The sequence below is a fragment of the Paenibacillus sp. lzh-N1 genome (assembly GCF_002872435.1).
Classification (GTDB): Bacteria; Bacillota; Bacilli; order Paenibacillales; family Paenibacillaceae; genus Paenibacillus; species Paenibacillus polymyxa_C.
In genome coordinates this window covers 990,389-1,013,032 of record NZ_CP025696.1, presented here as the reverse complement: position 1 = coordinate 1,013,032, position 22,644 = coordinate 990,389, and the positions used below count along the sequence as shown (strand labels likewise).

15 protein-coding genes, 1 rRNA gene and 1 pseudogene are annotated in these 22,644 nt (G+C 45.4%); 10 read left to right on the top strand and 7 right to left on the bottom strand.

What is annotated here, in order from left to right; all coding sequences use genetic code 11:
• Positions 1 to 40: 40 nt before the first annotated feature.
• The 4 genes and pseudogenes from rrf (at position 41) to C0638_RS04550 (ending at position 2,743) form a co-directional block, all read left to right on the top strand.
• Positions 41 to 157, top strand: a 5S ribosomal RNA gene (gene rrf, locus C0638_RS04565).
• A 132-nt stretch (positions 158 to 289) separates the two neighbouring features.
• A complete protein-coding gene (locus C0638_RS04560) occupies positions 290 to 655 on the top strand; it encodes a hypothetical protein (RefSeq protein ID WP_324912060.1) in 366 nt (121 codons plus the stop codon).
• A 468-nt stretch (positions 656 to 1,123) separates the two neighbouring features.
• Positions 1,124 to 2,160 (top strand): annotated as a pseudogene (locus C0638_RS04555) (MFS transporter).
• Positions 2,161 to 2,173: 13 nt separating this feature from the next.
• Entirely contained in the window at positions 2,174 to 2,743 is a 570-nt protein-coding gene (locus C0638_RS04550) for a sugar O-acetyltransferase (RefSeq protein WP_058831282.1), read from the top strand.
• Positions 2,744 to 2,864: 121 nt separating this feature from the next.
• On the opposite strand, the gene C0638_RS04545 is transcribed toward C0638_RS04550, so the two are convergent.
• Entirely contained in the window at positions 2,865 to 3,419 is a 555-nt protein-coding gene (locus C0638_RS04545; RefSeq protein WP_058712299.1) for a helix-turn-helix domain-containing protein, read from the bottom strand.
• A 112-nt stretch (positions 3,420 to 3,531) separates the two neighbouring features.
• Between C0638_RS04545 and C0638_RS04540 the strand changes: the two genes are divergently transcribed.
• From C0638_RS04540 to treR, 4 genes are all read left to right on the top strand, one after another.
• On the top strand, positions 3,532 to 4,113 hold the full coding sequence (locus C0638_RS04540; RefSeq protein WP_013369294.1) for a LysE family transporter: 582 nt from the start codon (positions 3,532 to 3,534) through the stop codon (positions 4,111 to 4,113).
• A gap of 277 nt (positions 4,114 to 4,390) precedes the next feature.
• On the top strand, positions 4,391 to 6,118 hold the full coding sequence (gene treC, locus C0638_RS04535; RefSeq protein ID WP_102163367.1) for an alpha,alpha-phosphotrehalase: 1,728 nt from the start codon (positions 4,391 to 4,393) through the stop codon (positions 6,116 to 6,118).
• 106 nt (positions 6,119 to 6,224) lie between these two features.
• Complete coding sequence (gene treP, locus C0638_RS04530; protein ID WP_102163366.1) at positions 6,225 to 8,189, top strand: PTS system trehalose-specific EIIBC component; 1,965 nt, start codon at positions 6,225 to 6,227, stop codon at positions 8,187 to 8,189.
• Between the two features lie 75 nt (positions 8,190 to 8,264).
• A complete protein-coding gene (treR, locus tag C0638_RS04525) occupies positions 8,265 to 9,014 on the top strand; it encodes a trehalose operon repressor (RefSeq protein ID WP_102163365.1) in 750 nt (249 codons plus the stop codon).
• Between the two features lie 122 nt (positions 9,015 to 9,136).
• Here the strand turns inward: treR and C0638_RS04520 are convergent, their stop codons facing one another.
• The 3 genes from C0638_RS04520 to C0638_RS04510 are packed head-to-tail and all read right to left on the bottom strand — an operon-like array spanning position 9,137 to position 13,146.
• Positions 9,137 to 10,336 carry a Ger(x)C family spore germination protein gene (locus C0638_RS04520; protein ID WP_102163364.1) on the bottom strand — a complete coding sequence of 400 codons (1,200 nt, stop codon included), beginning with the start codon at positions 10,334 to 10,336 and terminating at the stop codon, positions 9,137 to 9,139.
• Entirely contained in the window at positions 10,329 to 11,432 is a 1,104-nt protein-coding gene (locus C0638_RS04515; protein WP_102163363.1) for a GerAB/ArcD/ProY family transporter, read from the bottom strand. The genes C0638_RS04520 and C0638_RS04515 overlap by 8 nt, the downstream gene beginning before the upstream one ends.
• Before the next feature lie 25 nt (positions 11,433 to 11,457).
• The gene (locus tag C0638_RS04510; RefSeq protein WP_102163362.1) at positions 11,458 to 13,146 is read right to left on the bottom strand and encodes a spore germination protein; all 1,689 of its coding nucleotides are present in this window, start codon (positions 13,144 to 13,146) and stop codon (positions 11,458 to 11,460) included.
• A 317-nt stretch (positions 13,147 to 13,463) separates the two neighbouring features.
• Here C0638_RS04510 and nirB point away from each other — a divergent pair, with 317 nt between their 5' ends.
• The gene (gene nirB, locus C0638_RS04505; RefSeq protein ID WP_040102185.1) at positions 13,464 to 15,893 is read left to right on the top strand and encodes a nitrite reductase large subunit NirB; all 2,430 of its coding nucleotides are present in this window, start codon (positions 13,464 to 13,466) and stop codon (positions 15,891 to 15,893) included.
• Positions 15,894 to 15,935: 42 nt separating this feature from the next.
• Positions 15,936 to 16,265, top strand: coding sequence for a nitrite reductase small subunit NirD (gene nirD / locus C0638_RS04500; RefSeq protein ID WP_102163361.1), 330 nt, complete (start codon positions 15,936 to 15,938; stop codon positions 16,263 to 16,265).
• Positions 16,266 to 16,332: 67 nt separating this feature from the next.
• Here nirD and C0638_RS04495 read toward each other — a convergent pair whose 3' ends face one another.
• From C0638_RS04495 to C0638_RS04485, 3 genes are all read right to left on the bottom strand, one after another.
• Entirely contained in the window at positions 16,333 to 17,979 is a 1,647-nt protein-coding gene (locus C0638_RS04495) for an exosporium glycoprotein BclB-related protein (RefSeq protein ID WP_102163360.1), read from the bottom strand.
• Positions 17,980 to 18,192: 213 nt separating this feature from the next.
• Positions 18,193 to 22,083, bottom strand: a complete 3,891-nt coding sequence (locus C0638_RS04490) for an immunoglobulin-like domain-containing protein (protein ID WP_102163359.1) — start codon at positions 22,081 to 22,083, stop codon at positions 18,193 to 18,195.
• A 48-nt stretch (positions 22,084 to 22,131) separates the two neighbouring features.
• Complete coding sequence (locus C0638_RS04485) at positions 22,132 to 22,473, bottom strand: phage tail protein (RefSeq protein ID WP_013369306.1); 342 nt, start codon at positions 22,471 to 22,473, stop codon at positions 22,132 to 22,134.
• Between the last annotated feature and the right edge of the window lie 171 nt (positions 22,474 to 22,644).

The window sequence follows — 22,644 nt, the reverse complement described above, 5'->3', positions numbered from 1 at the left end:
GGTGTAACCTTGAAGTTAGAATTTGCGAGGCAAATTCATGTTTGGTGGCGATAGCGGAGGGGTTCCACACGTACCCATCCCGAACACGACCGTTAAGCCCTCCAGCGCCGATGGTACTTGGACCGCAGGGTCCTGGGAGAGTAGGACGCCGCCAAGCAAGATAAAAAGGCACATCCCAGTAAGGGGTGTGCCTTTTTTTCGGGGGAATCAAGCCGATCTTAGAAACGTGATTTTATTTACGTACTTTCTTTATTAAATATACAGTAATATATCCTAGTGCTATGCCACCATTCCCAATGTCATCTTTACTTCACCCGAAATCGCAAGTGTTGGTATATTAGAGGATCAATGCAAGCGAGAGGGAATGGATTTCAGTGTAAGCAAAGTTTCGTTTTCCAGCAATGGGAAAGCATTAACGATGAATGAATCGGAAGGCTTTATTAAATTGATAAAGGATAATGTGACACAAAAAATTGTGGGTGGATCGATCATTGGTCCAGATGCATCATCTTTAATCAGTAGCCTGACATTGGCGATTGCCAATGAGCTGACAGAACAGCAAATCACGCAAACGGTTTTTGCTCATCCAACGACTGGAGAAGTGATTCACGAAGCTGCGTTTGGCCTTAGCATTGGAGCGCTTCATCAAGCGTAACATTAAAAATAAAAGGAATGCTTCTAGTCTAAGTAAACGGACAAGGAAGTATTCCTTTTTTCATTATTGAATGTTCATGTAAGGTACATATACGAAACCGATCATCATAATGCTTTTGAGGAGAAAACGAAGAGGATTGACGGAGGAAGAGAGATGTATAGATCCATTATTGTAGGAACTGGTCCTACCAGACTAACCGCTGCCTTTACTTGGCGCATGCGGATATGAAGCCACTCGTCGGCATAACACGTCACACGGGAAGCGATTGGGGCGACTTGGGGATGGAGAAAAAACTTGTAATGATGAAGCACTGAAAACGGGCAGGCGGCTGTCCTCAGCTTTATCATACTGCCCAGTTTTTTTGACAATAGTGCTGGATACGAGTAGAATAATTTATTATAATACTACTTATTAAAAGATATATAAAAAGTATCGTTAAGGAGCTAAGCGATGACAGTAGAACCCTCCATGAATCCTAGGATAGTTCGCAATGTTTTATTTGTTTTATTCGCTTTACCGGGTATAGCTTTTGCATCCTGGGTGTCCCGCACGCCTGTCATACGCGATATTTTGCATGTCTCGACTGCCGAAATGGGGATTATTATTTTTGGATTAGCCGCGGGTTCCTTATTGGGACTACTTAGTGCGGGCAATGTTATTTCTCGTATAGGTGGACGGTTGGTCATTCTGGGAAGTGCGCTTTTGATTGTGATTGGTTTTGTCATTGTAGGGTTGGGAACTGCATTTTCGCTCACGAGCATGGTGTTTGTTGGTTTGGTCATCTTTGGTGGTGGCTATGGTACAGCCGAAGTAGCTCTTAATGTCGAAGGTTCTGCGGTAGAAAATCAGTTGAATAAAACGCTTTTGCCCGCCTTTCACGGTTCGTTTAGTATGGGGACACTTCTAGGAGCTATCATCGGTTCTGGAGCAGCGGCGTTACGAATACCTGTTGTGATTCATTTTGGAGCTATGGCTGCCATGATTGCCGCAGTAACTTTCTACTTGTATCGTTATTTGCCTCATGATACAGGTAAAGAAAAGGAAGTTTCTACGCAAAAGGTTGGATCTAATATGAAGGTTCAGCTTGCTGTCTGGAAAGAAAGGCGAATCCTACTGATTGGGATCATCGTGCTCGGGATGGCGTTTGCAGAAGGGGCTGCGAATGACTGGCTGCTGTGGGTATTATTCTAGTGATCTGGGGACAGCATTATCTCTTAGCTGGATTGGGTATCTTGCTATGGGGGCTTGGAGCTTCACTTGGTTTTCCTGTAGGTTTGTCTGCTGCCGGAGATGATCCTCGTGGTGCGGCTGTCCGGGTAGGAGCCGTAGCCACAATAGGTTATATTGCCTTTTTAGTGGGACCTCCGGGATTAGGGCTTTTAGGTGAACATGTGGGTCTCCTGCATGCTTTAATTGTAGTGCTCATTGGCGTTATTGTTGCTGGTTTGATATCGGGTGCTGCCCGGCCCGTGGGGACGAAAGAAAAGAATGAGATTAAAATATAAAGGGGATTGTCGCATGTCTATGAAAACGGAAAAACAAAAGATGCTGGATGGGGAACTGTATGTAGCAGCTGATCCTCAATTAACGAGTGAAAGAGAGTATGCGAGAAGATGTGTACGTCTCTTTAATCAGACGACTGAGGCGGATAGTGAGTACCGTAAAAAGTTACTTAAGGAGCTTTTCGGTTCCACAGGTGAAAATATAAGCATGGAACCCAACATACGCTGTGACTACGGATACAACATCCATGTTGGGGAAAATTTCTATGCCAACTTTGACTGTACCATTTTGGATGTATGCGAGGTACGTATTGGGGATAATTGTTTTCTGGCTCCGGGAGTCCATATTTACACAGCGACTCACCCCATTGATCCATTTGAACGAATTGCTGGTCCAGAGTATGGAAAGCCTGTAACGATTGGCAATAATGTATGGATTGGCGGCAGGGCGGTTATTAATCCCGGTGTTACGATAGGTAATAACGTCGTAGTGGCATCAGGAGCAGTCGTAACCAAAGATGTTCCAGATCATATGATTGTAGCTGGGAATCCGGCACGAATAATCAAGCAAGTTGAAATCTCCTAAACAACAAACAGGTTAATCATTTATGATTTGTACCAAAGATCCTATTAAAAGAGCCTCTTATTTTAATAGGATCTTTTATATTTAAGGACTTTTACATATATGCTCTTCAAGAATTGAACTATTATACAGAGTAATAAATGATCATATTCATCCTTACCAGCGTTTCTCCTAAATTATAGTATATGTGCGGACGGTCTGCTTTAAAGCGTATCGAATCTCCGGCTTTCACCGTGTACGTTTCTTCGCTGACTTTTACCACCATTTCACCCTCAAATACGGTAATAAATTCTTCAGTACCCTCACGGTGAGGGGCGGAACTCAGTTCCCCGCCTGTTTCAATCTCTACGGTGTAGACCTCAAAATTTCTGTTTCCTTCATAGGGGAAAAACGGATACAAACGATAGTGATTGCTTTCTTCAAGCACTTGTACTTTGCTTTTAGGAACGACTATGGCATCGGCAGGCGGCTCGCTAATCAGGGCAGTGAATGATATTTTCAGACCGTTCGCAATTTTCCATACCGTTGTAATCGAAGGATTAGATTCTCCGCGTTCAATCTGGCCGAGCATCGTTTTACTGATCCCCGTCAGGTCAGCTAATTTATCTAAACTCAATTTTCTTTCATTTCTTAGATGCTTTAGATTTTTACTTAAAATCAAATTAATATTCTCCATCATTTTTTCGCTCCCTATTGTGCTATATAAAGAACATGATGTACAATCATGAAGTACAAATGTGCGTTTCAACGCACATTTTATTCAATTATAACACACTGGAGTTGATTGTTGCATGCCGTTTATTCCATTTTTATCTTATGTGCTTGTTACTAGCTTTACGCCAGGCCCCAACAATATTATGTCATTGGACAGTGCCAGGCGGTTAGGTTTGAAGAGAGCTTTTCCATTCTTACTGGGAGTAACAGCAGGCTGTTTCGCCATTATGCTGTTAGCCTGCTATTTTAATCTTGCTTTATATCATTTCTTGCCTCGGGTTAAAATCTGGATGAATGTTCTTGGTAGTCTGTACATGCTTTATCTGGCAGTAAAAATAGCAAAGAGCAAATCTACTTCGGAGGATAATGACCACAATGAAGGATATTCCTTCAAATCAGGACTGCTGCTGCAATTTATCAATTTAAAAATCATTTTGTATGGTATTACGGTCATTTCAACGTTTGTAATGCCGTATGATGTGTCGTATATGACAATGTTTACGATCTCGTTGCTCCTGACCTGTATTGGTTTTGTAGCTGTAATGTGCTGGGCGATTTTCGGAGCTATGTTCCAGCGCTTCTTGAATAAGTATGAGCGCTCCTTCAATATCATTATGGCCTTATTGCTCCTTTATAGTGCACTATCCATATGGATTTAAATAAATACCGTATTCACGATTTAAAAGAGAGGTTCCTGACTTATAAGCAGGAGCCTTTTTCGTGTGAACAGAGCTTATTCAAAGATTCATGAAATATAATCCGGACAGAATGGATGAGTTTCCTGATCATTTGGTCGTAAAACGGGTATTACCTTAATACATAAAGTATATTGACAACTTGTATATACATGATTTAGTCTTGTATATACAAGAAGTTGAAAGCGTTATATTAAATTCTTTTACGCTACTTCATTTCGCAAGAAAGGAATGAGCATGAATGGAAGCAATGAACAAGACTTTAATTCCTCAAGATAAGGACTGGTGGCGCAAATCGGTCGTCTATCAGGTTTATCCCAAAAGTTTTAACGATACGACGGGCAAAGGAACCGGTGATATAAGAGGACTGACACAAAAGCTGAATTATCTGCAAGGACTGGGTGTTGATATTATCTGGTTGCAGCCTGTATATGTCTCGCCACAACGTGATAACGGATATGATGTAGCCGATTATTGCCGGATTAATCCTGACTATGGAACAATGCAGGATTTTGAAGAATTGAGCCGGGAAATTCGGGCGCGTGGGATGCACTTGATGATCGACATCGTGGTTAACCATTCTTCCACAGAGCATGTCTGGTTTCAGCAGGCGCGGCTTTCTAAGGATAGTGAGTACAGGGACTATTATATCTGGCGTGACCCAGCACCCGATGGAGGACCTCCGAACAACTGGATTTCCAAGTTTGGTGGACCAGCTTGGCAGTATGACGAGGCTACAAACCAATATTTCTTGACACTGTTTGATAAGACGCAGGCGGATTTAAACTGGGAAAATCCCAAAGTTCGTCAGGAAGTTGTTAATGTGCTGGAATTTTGGGCAGAGAAGGGAGTTAGTGGCTTCCGACTTGATGTCATTAATTTGATCTCCAAAGATCGGCAATTCTCGGACGACGATGGAAGCACGGCTCCTGGGGACGGGCGTAAGTATTATACGGACGGTCCGCATGTGCATGAATACCTTCATGAATTACATGAGAAAGTATTCTCACTGTATAACAGTGTCACTGTAGGGGAGATGTCCTCCACCTCACTGGATCACTGTATCCGTTATTCCAATCCAGACAGAAAAGAATTATCCATGACCTTTAATTTTCATCATTTGAAGGTGGACTATCCCAATGGGCAAAAGTGGGAACTCATGCCTTATGATTTTGAAATGTTGAAAAAGCTATTCTCGGATTGGCAGATTGGCATGCAACAGGGTGGCGGCTGGAGTGCATTGTTTTTTAACAATCATGATCAGCCAAGAGCGATCTCTCGCTTTTTGGATGATGATGAATACCATGTGGAGAGCGCCAAGCTACTGGCAACCACGCTACATGGACTTCAAGGAACACCTTATATATTTCAAGGTGAAGAGATCGGAATGCCCAATCCGCAGTGGTCAGATATTGAAGAATTCCGTGATGTTGAATCGCTGAATATGTATCGTATTTTGCAGGAGCAAGGTAAAAGTGCAGAGGAAGCATTGGATATCATTCGAGAGCGGTCTCGTGATAATTCGAGGACACCGATGCAGTGGGATAACACTCGCAATGCGGGCTTCACTACAGGCACGCCTTGGATTAAGGTAGATGAACGATATCCACAGATCAACGTTCAGTCCCAGTTAGAGGACCCGAACTCGATCTACAGCCATTACCGTAAGCTGATTCGTCTGCGTAAGACGGTACAGGTCATCACCGATGGGGATTATCAACGTTTGGACGAAGCTCATCCTCAGGTCTACGCATATCAACGCAGCAATGAACAGGAGACTTTGGTCGTCATCTCTAATTTTAGTGGGCGGGATGTACAATTCCGTATACCGGATTCATTTTATTTATCATTAGATAATCAAGCAGTAGCAGCGGCTGAGCTTTTAATCGGTAATACCCAGTATGCTCCACAGCTAAACCAGGTGGTCTCTTTGACTCCGTATGCTTCCTATATGTGGATTGTTCGTTAACCTTAGTGAATAGTATGGAAATATCCAGTAGCACCCCCGGTAGTACATTTATTTTTAAGCCGGGGTGCTGCTTTAAAAATGAGCAAACGTCGAGGGAGTGGACTAGATGGCGATTGAAAGAGCACAGGTGGAAGACATTATAAAAGCCGTTGGTGGTAAAGACAACATAGAGGCCTCTACGCATTGCGTAACTCGTCTGCGATTTGCCCTGTATGATGATAAGTTGGTCGATAAAGATGCACTCGAACAAAATGATCTGGTCAAAGGCCAATTTTCTTCACAAGGACAGTATCAGGTCGTGATTGGCCCAGGTCTGGTGGATAAGGTATATGACGAAATGATCTCCATTACAGGAGGCAGTCGGGCTTCTAAGGACGATGTTAAGAACGCCGCTAGTAAAAAACAAAACCCGATTCAGCGTGCCATCAAGACGCTGGCAGATATCTTTATTCCTATTTTGCCCGCAATTGTGACTGCAGGCTTATTGCTTGGGATCAATAATATTTTGACTGGAAAGGGAATCTTTTTCGAAGGAATGGCTCTGGTACAGGTCTATCCTCAATGGACTGACTTTGCGTCTATTATTAACACCATTGCCAGTACGGCTTTTACATTCCTACCTGCCTTGATTGGATGGTCGGCCGTTGTTAGGTTTGGCGGTAGTCCTTTACTTGGGATTGTGCTCGGTTTGATTCTAGTTCATCCAGATCTGCTAAGTGCATACAGTTATGCGGATGCCGTTACCAAAGGAACTGTTCCAGTTTGGGATTTGTTTGGTTGGGAAGTGAATAAGATTGGTTATCAAGGACAGGTTTTACCCGTTTTAGTATCCGCTTACGTGCTCGCACAAATTGAAAAATTCCTAAATAAAAAGATAGCGGATTCATTTAAGCTGTTGCTCGTAGCACCGATTACATTATTAATCACGGGATTTCTTGCCTTTACAGTGATCGGTCCGGTTACTTTTATGATTGGTAATGCGATTACGACTGGTCTTGTATACGTTTTCGATTTGGCTCCTGCGCTGGGTGGCCTGATTTATGGAGGTTTTTACGCCTTGCTCGTGATCACGGGAATGCATCATACTTTCCTGGCGGTGGACGTGCAATTAATTGGTACACAGGGTGGAACGTTCCTATGGCCGATGCTGGCCCTGTCCAATATCGCTCAGGGGGCCGGGGCACTGGCAATGATGTTGGTATTGAAGGAGCAAAAGGGAAAAGGATTGGCTCTTACCTCTTCCGTGTCTGCTTTTCTGGGTGTAACCGAGCCTGCCATATTCGGGGTCAATATTCGGTATAAATATCCGTTCGTATTCGGAATGATCGGTTCCGGTATCGCAGGTATACTGCTCACCGTAAATCATGTGTTGGCTTCTTCCATTGGTGTGGGAGGGATTCCAGGCTTCCTGTCTATTTTCCCAAACAACTGGGGGGTATTCTTCGTTGGGATGGCGATCGTATTGATTGTGCCGTTTGCCTTAACCTTTATGTATGGGAAGCTGCTCAATAAGCGCCGTCAGACTCCAGCTACACCAGCTAATGACTCCATACGGAAAAATTCGGACCAACAAAATTCTGCACTGGATGTGCTTGAAGTAAAGACTCCGGTACTAGGACATGTTGTGCCATTAGAACAGGTTCCTGATCCGGCTTTTGCCGAACGGCAGATGGGGCAAGGAATTGCAGTGGAACCGAAGGATGGTCGGATTCTTGCCCCTTTCAGTGGAAAAGTCATTCACATCATGGTGAAAAGCAAGCATGCCTTGATTTTGGAGCATCCAACAGGTGTGCAGATTCTGGTGCATGTAGGAATCAACACGGTGTCATTAAAGGGAGAAGGATTCACCATGCATGTGGAAACAGGTCAAAACGTGGAGCAAGGACAGCTACTGATGGAATTTGACCGTGAGCTGATCCAGAAATCAGGGTATCCTATGATTACACCGGTCATTGTTCCCGATGGGCAGAGTATGATTGAATCGATTGAGGAATTGCCAGGTGAGGCGAACGATTCGCAATATGTCTTAATGAGAATTCATTTGAATTCTTCATCAGACAAAACGAATTAAGTCAGATTCATCCTGCTAGCCTATTTTAGTAACTTGGTCAGTGAAAGAATGCTACAATAAACGTGGTGATGAAAATTGACTAAGAATATATTTTTGCAAATCTATCAAGAATACTCGGGACGAATCCAGACAGGCGAATTGGCTTCTGGTTCGAAAATGCCCTCTGAAAATGAATTGGCCCGGGAGTATAACACTTCTCGTGAGACTGTGCGTAAGGCACTTCACTTGCTTGCACAAAATGGGTATATCCATAAAATAAAGGCTAAAGGATCTTTTGTTCTGGATATCGGACGGATGGATTTTCCCATAGGGGGATTGGTCAGTTTCAAAGAAATGTCTGAGCGGATTGGCCGTAAATCACAAACGATTGTTCATAAAAATCAGTTGATTCCCGTTCCAGATGACATAGCTACTCATCTTGAGATTGACAAAGATAAGTATTGGGTCTGGGAAGTCATTCGTGCGCGTGAAATTGAAGGTGAATGTGTCATACTGGATAAAGACTACTTTCGATCAGACATTGTCCCTGTGCTTACCGAGGAAATTAGTCGTGAATCTATCTACGAATATCTGGAGGGGGAACTACATCTTCCAATCAGTTATGCTAAAAAAGTCGTTTCTGTAGAAGATGCAGATGAAGAAGACCGTAAGCTGATGGACCTCCAGAACTATACTCATGTGGTTGTAGTACGTAACTATGTTTATCTGGAAGACACCACATTGTTCCAGTATACCGAATCAAGGCATCGACTGGACAAATTCCAATTCGTCGATTTTGCCAGACGTTCCCACGGTGAAGAGAGAAGATCTGATTTTTTAAGCTGACCCATTAGGGTTGATCCAAGATCGAGAGATTAAATCGGAATAGTTCCCTGTGGTGGAAACCCCCTCTTCTAAGAAGAGGGGGTTTTTGTTAACTCCAAGGTAAATTTTTGAGTGGATTTCGACTATTCGGCAGAGGAACCTAAATCCGTAATGGTTAGCTTAATATCGAAGGTTACAGGGATTTTACTGAACTTATAATCCCAATCACCCTTTATTTTTTTCCACACCTGTGGTTTTTCAATTTTCAGGTGATCACCAAAGCCGGCAACATCGACTTTATATTCGGATTGTAATTTGTGCATAAGAGACTTAATCCTTCTAGCCACTTGTTTTTCAAACTCTTTCTCTGCTTCTTTTATGTTCGGCGTCTCAGTCGGGTCTACCTTCTCATCCCAGTTTTCGATTAAACGCCCTTTGGATTCAATTTTTACGTGAAAAGAAATGTCGTTGTCCTTGCCCACTTTAGTTGTTATTTTGCTTTTTACCGATTTGATTTCATAAGTTATGGCTTCATTCCGCTTGTCATACGTTTTGACAGCTCCGCCCTCAACATCACCTGTAATCCATCCAATACTCTCCACGTCTTGTTGGTCTAAACTGCCGATCCAGTGACCGGTATCTCCTTTAATAATGCCAGCACCTGAAAATTCTAATTCCCCATCGGATTCAGTGATGTTTTGCAATATATAGCTTTTTTTGGAGTGCATCATCCCATCCAATTCAGACAAATTGACCCCCCTCATTACCTTGCTGGTTCTGAAATGGTTACGAAGCATATACAGAATATGAATGGATGGGACTTCTTCCTTATATTTGGTAACTAAAGTATTAGATGCTCTTCCCTTGCTTAAGAAGACCAAACAACTCGGGCGAATATCATTATCACGAAGCACAAAATCCATCAATTGCTGCATCGTCTGTTGTTTTGCCAGTTCGGTGGAAACCACGATGACCTTTAGATGGTGGCCAATAACGGGGCGATCCAAACGGAGAGAGAGTTGGCGGAAGATTTCAAGCAAAGAATCTCCTGTGCCAGTTATGTTGTTATAGTTTGGCTCTTGTCCCCCTCCTCCGCCTTGCTGGCTTGGACCTCCAGATGATTTTTTGGGAACGATTTGTACACTGGCCGTAATTTTATTTTTCTTGAAGTAGCGGCTGCCTTTCTTCTCCAGCTCCTGTTCCAATGGACTTAGCTCCCCCTTATCCAGAGAAAGTCCTGTATATATGCTAAGCTCCTCTATTTCTTTGCTGCTCCAGCAGCCGACTTGAGTAACCAGCAGAATGAAGGCAAGCAGCACGGATAGGATAGATCGTCTACACATTTTGCTTCATTCCCTTCTTCCTGATCATGAACACGATGGAGAGAAATACCGGAATCAGAAGAAATAATATGATCCCCATGTATCCGATCGCGTCGCCGAGACTAAATACTTCCATCATACGAACAGGAGTCATCGTGGAGATAAAGATAAGCGGAATTAAACCGAAAATCGCATAACGATATTTAAGACCAAACACCTGTGAGACACCTAAGGAAGCATTGAAGAAAAAACTGCAGAAATTACAAAACATTTGCATCACCCAGATCACCAGCAGTGGAAATTCCAGACGTTCAAAAAGAAATCCAGGGATCTCAAAACTGCGCATCAAATTAATAGTAGGCCAAGTACTTGTCACAGTAGAATCTACCGATAGCCCGCCGATCACCATAACTACAGTCAAAAAATACAAAACTAAAGGGATACCGATACCCACTGCCATGGCCTTGAATGCTTTTTCGGGGTGTTGCATAAAAGCGACCAGTGTCATGACGACTTCACATCCAGAGAAGACAAGAATAGTCGATTTCAGCCCCTTGATGACGGGTAAAATTCCGTCACTCAATACGGGACGAAGATGATCAATTTGAAAGATTCTTAAGCTGAAGACAAAACAGAGAAGCAGAAAGAAGAGACTGATCGGAAGTATAATCTGGTACAGCCGTGCGATGGAATTAATGCCTCCAAACACCAAATAACTCCCTACCCAGATGAATGGAATCACAATCGCCCAGATGGGTGTGCCTTCAAGCAGGAAAAACATGGTTACTTCAGCCAACACACGGATCTCGAATCCAGCTATGATTATAAAGTATATAATTAACAGCACGCTTAAGAATCCTCCCGGAACAGTACCTACAATTCTTCTGGAGTATTGATATATGGTGTTTCCGGGAAACTGTTGACTTAACTTCACCATGACCCATATGACGAGTATGACAATAGCTCCACCGATGAGGACAGAAAGCCATGCATCTGGAGTCTGTACCTGTTCAGTTACACCTCTCGGCAGTGTCAAGATTCCTGCGCCCAATACGGTATTGGTCAGGAATACAGCCGTCTGCTTAGTTGTGATTTTATCATCAGAGCGTCTAAACACAGTAGCTCCTCCTTCATATTGGGCATCATGATCTACGCTTGCGTTGCTGTGTTTTCATCATGACAGGTCTTCGCTTCATTAGAGATAGAGGAGCCCGGATGTACAGATCCTTCCAATCGCTTAGGCGCATGGGAGAGAAGGGAGTTACATAGGGTACACCAAAGCTGTTCAACTTCGTCAGATGGATACAAATTAGCAGAAAGAACAATATGGTTCCAAACATGCCCAGCATTGCTGCAAAGAACATTCCGACAAAACGCAAAAGGCGAAGGGTAATGCCCGCACTATATGTTGGTATCGAAAACGATGAAATGGCAGTAACTGCAACTACAATCACAAGGAAGGGGCTAACGATGCCCGCATTGACAGCAGCATCACCGATGACCAAGCCTCCCACAATGCCCATCGCAGGGCCAATGGGTTTGGGCAGGCGAATGCCAGCCTCCCGTAAAATTTCGATAGAGGTTTCCAAAATCAGGACCTCTATGACCGATGGGAAAGGGACGCCTTGACGGGTTCCGATAATGCTAATGACCAGCTTGGTTGGAATTAAACCGGGATGAAACGATATAAAAGAGATGTACAAAGCGGGCCCCATAAGCGCTATAAACGCCCCGCTAAACCGCAGCAAACGTAAAAGTGTTCCTGGAATCCACCGCTCATAATAGTCCTCGGGAGATTGAAGCAGCATACTGAAGGTCACCGGGACAATAAGTGCAAAGGGAGTACCATCTAGTAAGATCGCTATTCTTCCCTCCAACAAAGCATTAATAACACGGTCAGGACGCTCTGTATTATGAGCCTGTTGGAACGGACTTAAATAATTGTCTTCGATGAGTTGTTCCACATACCCGGATTCAGGTAAAAAATCCATGTCTATTTTTGATATTCTGCGGCTTACTTCTTCAAGAAGGTCCGGATTCACAATATCCTTTATATACGCGATAACAAGATCTTTTTTGATTCTGCTGCCCACTTGGAATTTCTTCATTTCCAGACTTTTATTTAAACCCTGGCGTCGAAGCATCGAAGTGTTTTCACTCAATACTTCCGTAAAACCGATTCTGGGACCCCGAAGCAATGCTTCAGAGGTTGGTTCATTGACGGAGCGAATAGCGCCATTAGGAGGGCCCACCAGTAGCGCTTCCTTCATTCCTTCAATTAATAGGGCGGTATGACCTAAAAGGATGAACTCGTACAGTTCCTCCATACGGGTAACTTCACTAATTTGCGTAAGTGGCATCAGGCTTTCTTTTATAAAAGAATTACTTATACCTTCCGGTTGTTCCTGCTGATCCTGACCCTGCTGCTGGCCTTCAAACATCAAGACCTCCAATACCTGCTTGCTCATAAGCTTTTCATCCTGCATACCTTCTATGAAGACTAACACGGACCGAACATGAAATTTCTTCACCACAAACTCACGAAAATGCACATCACTATTTTCGCCAATAGCTTCACGAATTGCCTGTAAGTCGGAATCATAATTTCCTGTAATTTTAGAGCTCGGTTCATGCTGCTGATCCATGTGCCCTTCGTTATGTTTATTAGAGAGCGGATGACTGGAAGAGTGTTTGGATTTGGCTCCCTTACTGCCGACAAACGAATAAATCGAGGTGTTTATATAATAAATTCCTAAAGGAATAATCAACGCGAGGCCAGCTTGAAAGAGTGTACTCCAGCTAGGAAGATAAGAAATGATTTTAGACCACATGCTGATTACCTCCAAACAATTCAATTCGTTTTCCCATAAGATACAAGTTGTTCATAAAGTATTCCTTATAACGGTTGTATTTACGCATGAATTGGAAAGATTCTTTCGATGACACTGCTATGATTTCCGGTCCTTACCTTAATCCCTTGAAATAGAATAGGGAAATCCCTAAATATTCATAATTTTAACTACATTGTGATCGAAATCACATATAGACCTATCTGCTGTATTAGAATAGAAGCATAAACAATATTCATTAGAAACGTAGAGATGTCGTCGGATAGGAAGTAGCGTCGAATGAATGGAGGAACCGGTATATGATAAACAGTAAAAAGAAGCTTGTGGTTATAGGGAACGGGATGGCTGGTATCAATACGGTCGAACAAATTTTAAAATTAACAGATAAATATGAAATTACAGTCCTGGGAAGTGAGCCGCATCCGAACTATAACAGGATCATGCTCTCTTATGTGTTGGAAGGTAGTAAAACAATAGATGATATCATACTGAACGATTTGCAATGGTATGCGGATCAAGGGATTACTTTATATACAGGAAAAATGGTTAAAAGCATCGACGGTGAGCACAAGAAGATTCACACCGAAGACGGACTGGAAATTGATTACGATGTGGCTTTGGTGGCTACTGGTTCACAATCGTTTATTCTGCCTATTCCGGGTAAAGAATTACCGGGAGTTATTGGTTTCCGAGATATCGCCGATTGCTCGGCAATGCTGGAAGCAGCGAAGACCTATAAAAAAGCCGCTGTCATTGGCGGAGGTCTATTGGGGCTGGAGGCAGCTAAAGGCCTGGTCAACCTCGGGATGGATGTTACGGTCGTTCATCTAATGGAAGATTTGATGGAACGTCAGTTAGACCGGGAAGCCTCTGCGATGTTGAAAGCAGAACTGGAACGTCAGGGAATCAAGTTTGCTATGCAAATGCAAACTGCGGAAGTGTACGGTCAAGATCGGGTACAAGGACTGCGCTTCTCGGATGGAAGCGAGCTGGAAGCAGATTTGGTTGTAATGGCCGTCGGGATTAAACCTAATATCCAGGTAGCTAAAGAAAGTGGTATGGAAACGAACCGCGGGATTGTGGTCGATGATTTCATGAGAACCTCCATGCCGGATGTATACGCTGTAGGGGAATGTGTTGAGCACCGTGGAATCTGCTACGGTCTGGTAGCTCCGCTGTTTGAACAGGGAAGTGTGATTGCCAAGCATTTGGCAGGCGTGGATACTGAAGGCTATGCAGGATCGGTAGTTTCCACCAAGCTTAAAATTTCAGGGGTAGATGTTTTCTCAGCTGGCGAATTCATAACCCAACCTGAACATACGGCGATTGTAGCGAAGGATGAGTGGAAGCGAACATACAAAAAGGTACTGCTTCGTGATAATAAAATTGTTGGTACTGTACTGTTTGGCGATGTGAGTGAATCTGCTAGTCTGCAAAAATATGTGCGTCAGCAAACGGAAATGACAGATGAGATCTATGGACAGATCATGGGTACTGGATGCGGCAATCACGGGGCGAAGACGTCATCCGTTGAAACGATGGCGGACGATGAAATTGTCTGCGGTTGTAACGGTGTGACTAAAAAGGCAATTGTGGAAGCAATCAATGAAAATGGATTGACCACAGTCGATGAAATTAAAGCATGTACCGGAGCAACGCGCTCCTGTGGAGGATGTAAGCCGGTCGTTGAGCAAATTTTGCAATATGTTCTTGGAGACAGCTTCAAAACATCAGCTAAGCAGGGAATATGTGGCTGTACAACATTGAGTCGGGACGAAATTGTGGAAGCGATCAAAACCAAAGGGCTGACCACTACGCGTGAAGTGATGAATGTACTCGGCTGGCATAATGATGAAGGATGCTCCAAATGCCGTCCGGCGCTGAATTATTACTTGGGTATGATTAACCCTGATACCTATGAAAATGAGGGAGATTCCCGGTTTGTAAATGAGCGATTGCACGCGAACATTCAAAAGGATGGAACGTTTACAGTGGTGCCAAGAATGTACGGCGGGGTAACGACTCCAGAAGATTTGAAGAAGATAGCTGATGTATCGCTTAAATATAACGTTAAGGTCGTTAAAGTAACCGGGGGACAACGGCTGGATTTGATTGGTGTACGTAAAGAGGATCTGCCTAAAGTGTGGGAAGAACTTGATATGCCTTCGGGATATGCGTACGCGAAGTCACTTCGTACGGTGAAAACCTGTGTTGGATCGCAATTTTGTCGTTTTGGTACACAGGACTCGATGGGAATGGGAGAAGTACTGGAACGGAAATTCGAACGATTGGATTTCCCGGCAAAATTCAAACTAGCGGTTAATGGATGTCCACGCAACTGTGCGGAATCATGTACGAAGGATATCGGAATCGTAGGCAACGATGGGGGCTGGGAGATCTTTATTGGTGGAAACGGTGGTATTAAAGCACGGTTGGCTGATTCACTCTGTAAAGTAAAAACCGACGCTGAACTGATTGATATTGTAGGAGCCGTGATGCAATTCTACCGGGAAACAGGGCAATACCTGGAACGTACTTCCGAGTGGGTGGAACGGATCGGTCTGGAAGAGATTCAGAAGGCTGTCGTTAACGATACAGCTAATCGACAAGCTTTAGTAGAACGCGTTGAATTTGCATTACAACAGGTCGAAGACCCATGGAAAAAAATCATCCATGATGAGGATACACGCAAGAATCTATTTGAGGCTGTCACTCCGTCCATTGTGTAAAATTGCATCTAAAAATGCCTGAGGAAGGAAGCGAGCAAGCAAATGATCAAGAATGCCGAATGGCTTGTTGTCGGTCATAGCAAGGATTTTCCGATCAGAATAGGACGCACTATCCACGTCAAAGGTGCTGAAATTGCTGTTTTCCGCACTTCGGAGAATAAGCTGTATGCTGTTGAAAATAGTAATCCTCACCCTAAGGGGGGTCCTCTTACAGAGGCAATAGTATCTGGTCATTATATTTATGATCCTTTGTATGACTGGAAAATTGATTTGCAAACAGGCCTCGTTCAAGAGCCTGACCACGGACAAATTAAAACGTTCGCCGTCTGTGAAGAGGGAGAAGTAGTGAAAATATCGCTTGTGACGGTTTAATTCATGTGAGGGAAAGCATAAAAAGGGCTCGACAGGAACAATCCTGCAGGGCCCTTTTTGTTTTGGATCAGGTAATAGTGACACCTGCACTTGCGTAACCCACCACGGTGTTGACAAGGGAAACGCCTGTCGCAGTGGCAGAGAAAACCATAAGCAGACGGGTTTGCGCGGTTACAGGTATAGCCAATCCAGTAGCAATACCACTAGAAGTCGTTCCTAAAGCAACGATGTCAGTTAGTGGGGGAGTCAATGTAACGGTAGCTCCGGGAACGGCTATAAAGGTGTTATTAGGTGTCGGGGAACTAAACAACTGGGCAGTAATGCTAACGGATGATCCTAAGAGGGTTAGAGCAGCAGTTGTACTGAAATATCCGGTAATGGATGTGATTACACCCCCCCGTGGAACGGAAAAAGCAAAGTTAATGAGTGGTCCTACAAGCGTGCCTGTGAGGTCTATAACCCCATTTACAAGGCCAATACCTGTAGCTGAGCTTCCGAAGCCAATCAAACTAGTGGTTCCTACCAATCCGCCAAGAACGGTTGTCAGTATAGCAGGACCACCGGAGGCAAATGGGATAATTGCCCCTGAACCGGTGGCTCCAGTAACCCCAGTGGCTCCAGCGGGCCCGGCCGCACCAACCGCGCCTGGCAGTCCATCAGCGCCAGTCGGTCCAGTGGCTCCAGCGGGTCCGGCCGCACCAACCGCGCCCGGCAGTCCATCAGCGCCAGTCGGTCCAGTGGCTCCAGCGGGCCCGACCGCACCAACCGCACCTGGCAGCCCATCAGCGCCAGTCGGTCCAGTGGCTCCAGCAGGCCCAGTCGCGCCAACAGCGCCCGGCAGTCCATCGGCGCCAGTCGGCCCTGTGGCTCCAGCGGGTCCGACCGCACCAACTGCGCCTGGCAGTCCATCAGCGCCAGTCGGCCCTGTGGCTCCAGCGGGTCCGACCAAACCATCAGCGCCCGTAGCGCCCGTGGCGCCTGTTACACCCCCGGCAGGCCCAGCAGGCCCTTCAGCTCCGATAGGTCCAGCGGCCCCTACAGGCCCGGGAGGTCCTGGTGGACCCGGTACACCTGCTGGACCAGGCGCACCGCCAGGCCCCACAGGTCCGGGAGGTCCTGGTGGGCCCGGCACACCTGCTGGACCAGGCGCACCACCAGGCCCCACAGGTCCGGGAGGTCCTGGTGGGCCCGGCACACCTGCTGGACCAGGCGCACCACCAGGCCCCACAGGTCCGGGAGGTCCTGGTGGGCCGGGCTCCCCTGACAAATACGGTTCACTTAGTGCGTTGCTAACCGTCGTACCCGCAGTTCTGATTGCACGGATTAAACTGTCTTTAAGAGTTGAATTGAGGGATTCCTGTAGAACGATAGACAATAGGGCATCCAGCAGTTGCTGTAATGTAGTACCTACGCTGATCGGAGAGAAAGGTGTGGCTTCTAATGCTACAATAGCAAGTTCCAACGCCGCCAGTAAATCTGCCTTAGCCCTGCTTCTAAGTCTTAAACTTTTCGCCAGAGACAGCAATTGTCTTAAAATCTGTTGCAATAAAGATACATTAGCCGTAGAAGGGTTTGCGAATACAAGTGGGACGATCGAGGTCAATTCATGAATAAGCCTGAGAAGCGCTTCGATACTTCTATTATCTCTTGGTGGTTTGCAGTCCTCGTCTTTTTTTGAAGCACCACTGAACCTGAACGGTCTTTTATGTTTCATGCTCAAGTATCTCCTCCTCATTCTTCCTACTGTAGAGGTGACAGATGGTTAATCGCCCCGTTTTACAGATAATCATAATATATTTATTGAAGCGAAAAGGGTGAATACACAAGCAAAGCTTAATAAAATATTGATAACAAAAAGCGCGGTCCCCAAATAGCCTGGGACCGCGCTTTAGTGTGTAGTCTATTAGATTATACGTCTTCGACAGATTTATTTAAAAATTCGTACCAGCAGTTCAGCCATCTCGCCTCTGCTGATGGCGGCTTTTGGTTTGAGTGTTCCATCAGGATACCCGCTAATCCAACCCGAACCTATGGCTTTTTCGAATGCTGTGGAAGCCCAGGAAGCAATCAGCTGATCATCTTTGTAAGATTGCAGTCCAGTAGGGCTGGAAACGGATGTCTGTTTCTGCATCGCGTGTGACAGGATCACCATCGCCTGTTCACGCGTAAGACTTTCATCAGGTCCGAACGTCTGAGCGGTTAGTCCTTGAATCCATCCCTGACGGTGAGCGGCATCCACGGCTGATCCAGCCCAGTGCCCCTTCATATCTGTAAATGAGGTAGACAGGCTTTCGTCTCCAGTAGTTCCTAAACCCCTGATCAATATGGCTACAAATTCTGCGCGGCTTACCGCACGCTCAGGGCGCATGTTGCCATCTTTATAGCCCTGCATCCAGCCTTTGGCTGCAAGAGATTGTAGGGACTTCGCTGCCCAGTGATCTTGTAGGTCCGGCCACACTTGAGCTGGCTCTTGCGAATCTGACGAATGGATTGGGTCATGTTGTACATCGGTCTGATCAACCTGAGACGCGTCCGTAGAGACGGCAACAGCGAAGGTACCTAACCGAGGTGTATTCAGACTCACACCCGACAAAATCCCTTGTGAATTTATCACAGCAGTGCCCTTTAGAATCTCGCGCTCGCCATTTTCATACATCACAAGAATAGAGAATTGGGGTTCTACATTCTGCAATTCACTTGAAGATTCGCTATCCAGCGGCAGAACGATGGACGAAGTCCCTGTCACGTTAGCTTTAATTTCTACAGCCGCTACTATCAGCTTCAGGTTGGATTGTTGCTCAGCCCAATCTCGGAATTGCTGATCTGCCTGCTGAAATGAAATGGTAACGTCCTGCTGACCTGAGGCGGCCATGCTGGTTAGTGTGTCACTGGATAGCATCAGTGTTCCATAACGGGAGATCACCGAAGCTCCAATCTGCTCCCATTTATTCAGTACAGAATGAGTCAGGAGAACACGGCTCATTTGCTTTTCCTGCTCCAAACGAATGTCAGCGTATGCCTTGCCTTCGCGCAGTGCTTGTTGAATCTGTTCATCCAGAAATGCCGGCGAAGGAACAAAGAGGGAAACAGCTTTCCCTTGCTCTGAAAAAACGATCTGTTGTACGCCAGCAGACAGATCCTGATCCTCATTCTTATCTTTGTTAGACTTGCCTGTGCCCACAGTCACTTTAGCAGGGACGATGACTTTTATGGCCTGCGTCAAAGCATGAGAACCATCGCTTGCCTTCATGACATCCAATATTATAGTGACAACGGAAGGAGTGTCTCTCTGAAAAATAGTTCCGTCTGTACGCACGATGTCTGGTTGACTACTGCTGCTGATGGTCACACGGAAGCCATCGGGTACAGCAGGCAGAATAAGCATTGTATCACTTGTTGTAGGGGCAGGTATGCTTGTGATGGAATCCGCGACACGCTGCGCGGTTAATCCTTGTGGAGACACTAGCCCAGAGGGCGCGCTCTTCATGCCATTTACGTTTTGTAGCACATAGTAGCTAGCTCCTTCGGGTACTGGTGTAAATGTATATTTTCCCTCACTCGAAGCGATTCCTTCCGCTATAAGCTCCTGCTGAGCATTATACAGTTCAAGCCGTGCGTTCGGTAAAGCGCCTGTGACGATCACAGAGGCAATGTCCTCATCGCCTACTGCGGCTGCAACAGCACGGGGCAGCACGTTTATACGGCGTTCTGCCGGCTCTGCGGTCCAACTTCCATTGTCGCTATAAGTATAGTTCAATACGTATACACCAGGTACATTCGTATCGACATTGCCGATACCTGAAAGATCGGGAATCAGAATATTGCCGTATACACTGTCCAGTACGCTGGCTCCTGGATCAGTGAAGCTATCCCCGGTTTCCAGAACAATTGGATTACTGCCGTTCAGTCGTACATAAGGTGTATTCGGCAATGCTTTCAGCACGGTAATCGTGAATGTTTTTTGGACAGAAGCTATACCTTTAGAAATAATGGCAATTAACTGTACATTCATATCACCATCTGTATATTTAGGCCGATTCACCTGACCACTGTCACTGAGGATATCCGGTCGATCCGAAGACCAGTCGATCTGGGTGGCGAATGCCCCTGTACGAGGCAGGGCGATGGAATCCTTAATCCCTTGCGGGTAATCTAGATTCAGTGTTTTTGCCGCCAAATTCACTGCTTCATCAGCGCTTACGGGCAATGCGGGTACGAGCAGGCTGAAGGTTTTTCGAAGCTCAATCCCACCTCTTGACACAATCGCTTCGAGCGTGATGGTCTGATCGCCCTGTACGTAGGTAGGGAAGGTGACATGTCCAGTATGATCCAGGAACTCCGGTTGGCTCGACGACCATGACACCTGAACACCATTCAGAGCATCTTTTGGCAAATATACGTCTCCGGTTACTGTCGTTAGCGGTAGTTCAAGTGCTCTGTATGCTGCGTCCACGGCTTCAGTGTCGCTCATCGGCAGACGCAGTACGTGTGCAGTAAAATCCTTTGTTTTCGTTAAGCCTGCAAGTTGCAGGGTGGCCGTTAGGGTAACATCGGTATCTCCACTACTATAGGAAGGTCTGGTGAGTGTTCCATCTGCTGCAATGACAAGAGGTTTGGACGAGGACCATTCGATCTGCACTCCACCATAACCGGATAAAGGGAGAGATACATTTTCTAGTGCCGCAGACAAATCACCCAGCGATAGGGCATCTGCTGCTTGATTCAATGTATCTTGAGCAGTCATCTTCGAAACGGTAACTTCAAAAGTTTGGGTATCCGAGGCGGTTCCTTTTGTAATCGTTGCTGTCAGTTTTACCTTTTGATCACCCAGATCGTACCGCGGGCGTATTACAGCTCCTTCGTTCGTAATAACGTCAGGAGTATCCGAACTCCAGCTCACCGTCGTATCATTCAACCCAGTGAGTGGCAGGGTCAGCTTTTGGGATACCGATTCCACCGTATCTCCAGGTGCGAGACTTAGAGCAAGTGCAGCTTTTGCCTGTGCAACTCTCTCTGCATCGGTAAGTATGTTCACTTTGACTTCTGAGGGAGTGCTCTCCCCTTTAGCATTCACGGCTTGAACTGTGTAAACTGCTTCACCTGGCGGCAATGCTGAAGTGTCTATGAATTGGGTTAGGCTGCCTGTGTAGAGCGTTATACCATCACGCACGACTTTGTAGGAAGTTGCATAAGGAACGGCATCCCAGCTTAACTCCACCGTATTTCCATTTTTAATACCTGTAAAATGGCCCGGGGCCTGTGGAACGGGTAATCGCTCCCCATAAGCCGCGAATTCCATGATGGAAGCCCATTGATTGTTTCTTGCATTTCCTTGATCAATATATAATCGCAGGTATCGTGCAGTTACAGGGGGAATGCTTTTTTGAAAATTAGAACTCCCATTATTCTGCACGGTATCCACAGTCGCCCAATTAAATCCGTTGCTGCTCGTCTGCAATCGGAAACTGTATGGATCACGTTGATCGTTCCATCCATAATGGACACCCATACCTGTAACAACATATCGATCTACGATATACCAGTCTCTCAGATCTACCTGGATCCATTTTTCACCATTGCTTGCCTGATACCAGCGGCTTGTCGGGTCGACTGACCCATCCACAGCCCTGGAGGGATCATAGGGCTGGGTGTAACCGCTGGATGTAGTTGGTTTGTTAAACACTACATTTTCCCAACCGGCAGCATGGGCTTCATTCGTCCCTATGAACAGGAACGCACCACTGATCAATGGCATGAGTGGAACCAGCACACGGTAGGGTTTTAACTTATTGCGTGTGAAGCTATTGCCTTCGAGCACGCTATCACCTCTTCTTTATTAAATAGCACACTTATTGATGTATTCATATTATGGGCGGGAAGGGTATGGCCCCTCGGTAGCGATGTAGTAGTTTACATTCGGCAACGGGGAAGCTCCGCGCAAGTCAGGCAATGCAAATGTACGCACTCCATCACCGCCAAAATTAGTGCCCAGCAGGCTGAATAATACTGAATTCTGAGAAATATCCAGGAGTTGACCCTCGCATTTTATCCAGCCCTTAGGAGCGTACGTATACGGATACATCGTAATTTCCCCAATATAAGGCTCGGGCGATGCTTGAGCCTGTTTGGGACTGATTGCCGTTCCTCCTAACAAAATGACCGCCAGCAGACTCAATACAGCGGTTTTTTTCAAAAAATGATTCTTCATACCTACAACTCCTTTTAGATTCGAATAATGGACCACGAATTCAACAAATTTGTGACATTAGTCATAGAATGAATAGATATTATCATGGATTTCCACTTTTGCAATACAGTTCATCTATCAAATTCACCTTTTTATTCCTTTTGTGAGCAAAGAAATTTATTCCATCTGGTC

Excerpts from the sequence above, each read along its gene's own strand:
- C0638_RS04550 (WP_058831282.1), top strand. The coding sequence starts at position 2,174 with ATGTCTATGAAAACGGAAAAACAAAAGATGCTGGATGGGGAACTGTAT.
- C0638_RS04545 (WP_058712299.1), bottom strand. The coding sequence starts at position 3,419 with ATGATGGAGAATATTAATTTGATTTTAAGTAAAAATCTAAAGCATCTA.
- C0638_RS04540 (WP_013369294.1), top strand. The coding sequence starts at position 3,532 with ATGCCGTTTATTCCATTTTTATCTTATGTGCTTGTTACTAGCTTTACG.
- treC (WP_102163367.1), top strand. The coding sequence starts at position 4,391 with ATGGAAGCAATGAACAAGACTTTAATTCCTCAAGATAAGGACTGGTGG.
- treP (WP_102163366.1), top strand. The coding sequence starts at position 6,225 with ATGGCGATTGAAAGAGCACAGGTGGAAGACATTATAAAAGCCGTTGGT.
- C0638_RS04520 (WP_102163364.1), bottom strand. The coding sequence starts at position 10,336 with ATGTGTAGACGATCTATCCTATCCGTGCTGCTTGCCTTCATTCTGCTG.
- C0638_RS04510 (WP_102163362.1), bottom strand. The coding sequence starts at position 13,146 with ATGTGGTCTAAAATCATTTCTTATCTTCCTAGCTGGAGTACACTCTTT.
- nirB (WP_040102185.1), top strand. The coding sequence starts at position 13,464 with ATGATAAACAGTAAAAAGAAGCTTGTGGTTATAGGGAACGGGATGGCT.
- nirD (WP_102163361.1), top strand. The coding sequence starts at position 15,936 with ATGATCAAGAATGCCGAATGGCTTGTTGTCGGTCATAGCAAGGATTTT.
- C0638_RS04495 (WP_102163360.1), bottom strand. The coding sequence starts at position 17,979 with ATGAAACATAAAAGACCGTTCAGGTTCAGTGGTGCTTCAAAAAAAGAC.
- C0638_RS04485 (WP_013369306.1), bottom strand. The coding sequence starts at position 22,473 with ATGAAGAATCATTTTTTGAAAAAAACCGCTGTATTGAGTCTGCTGGCG.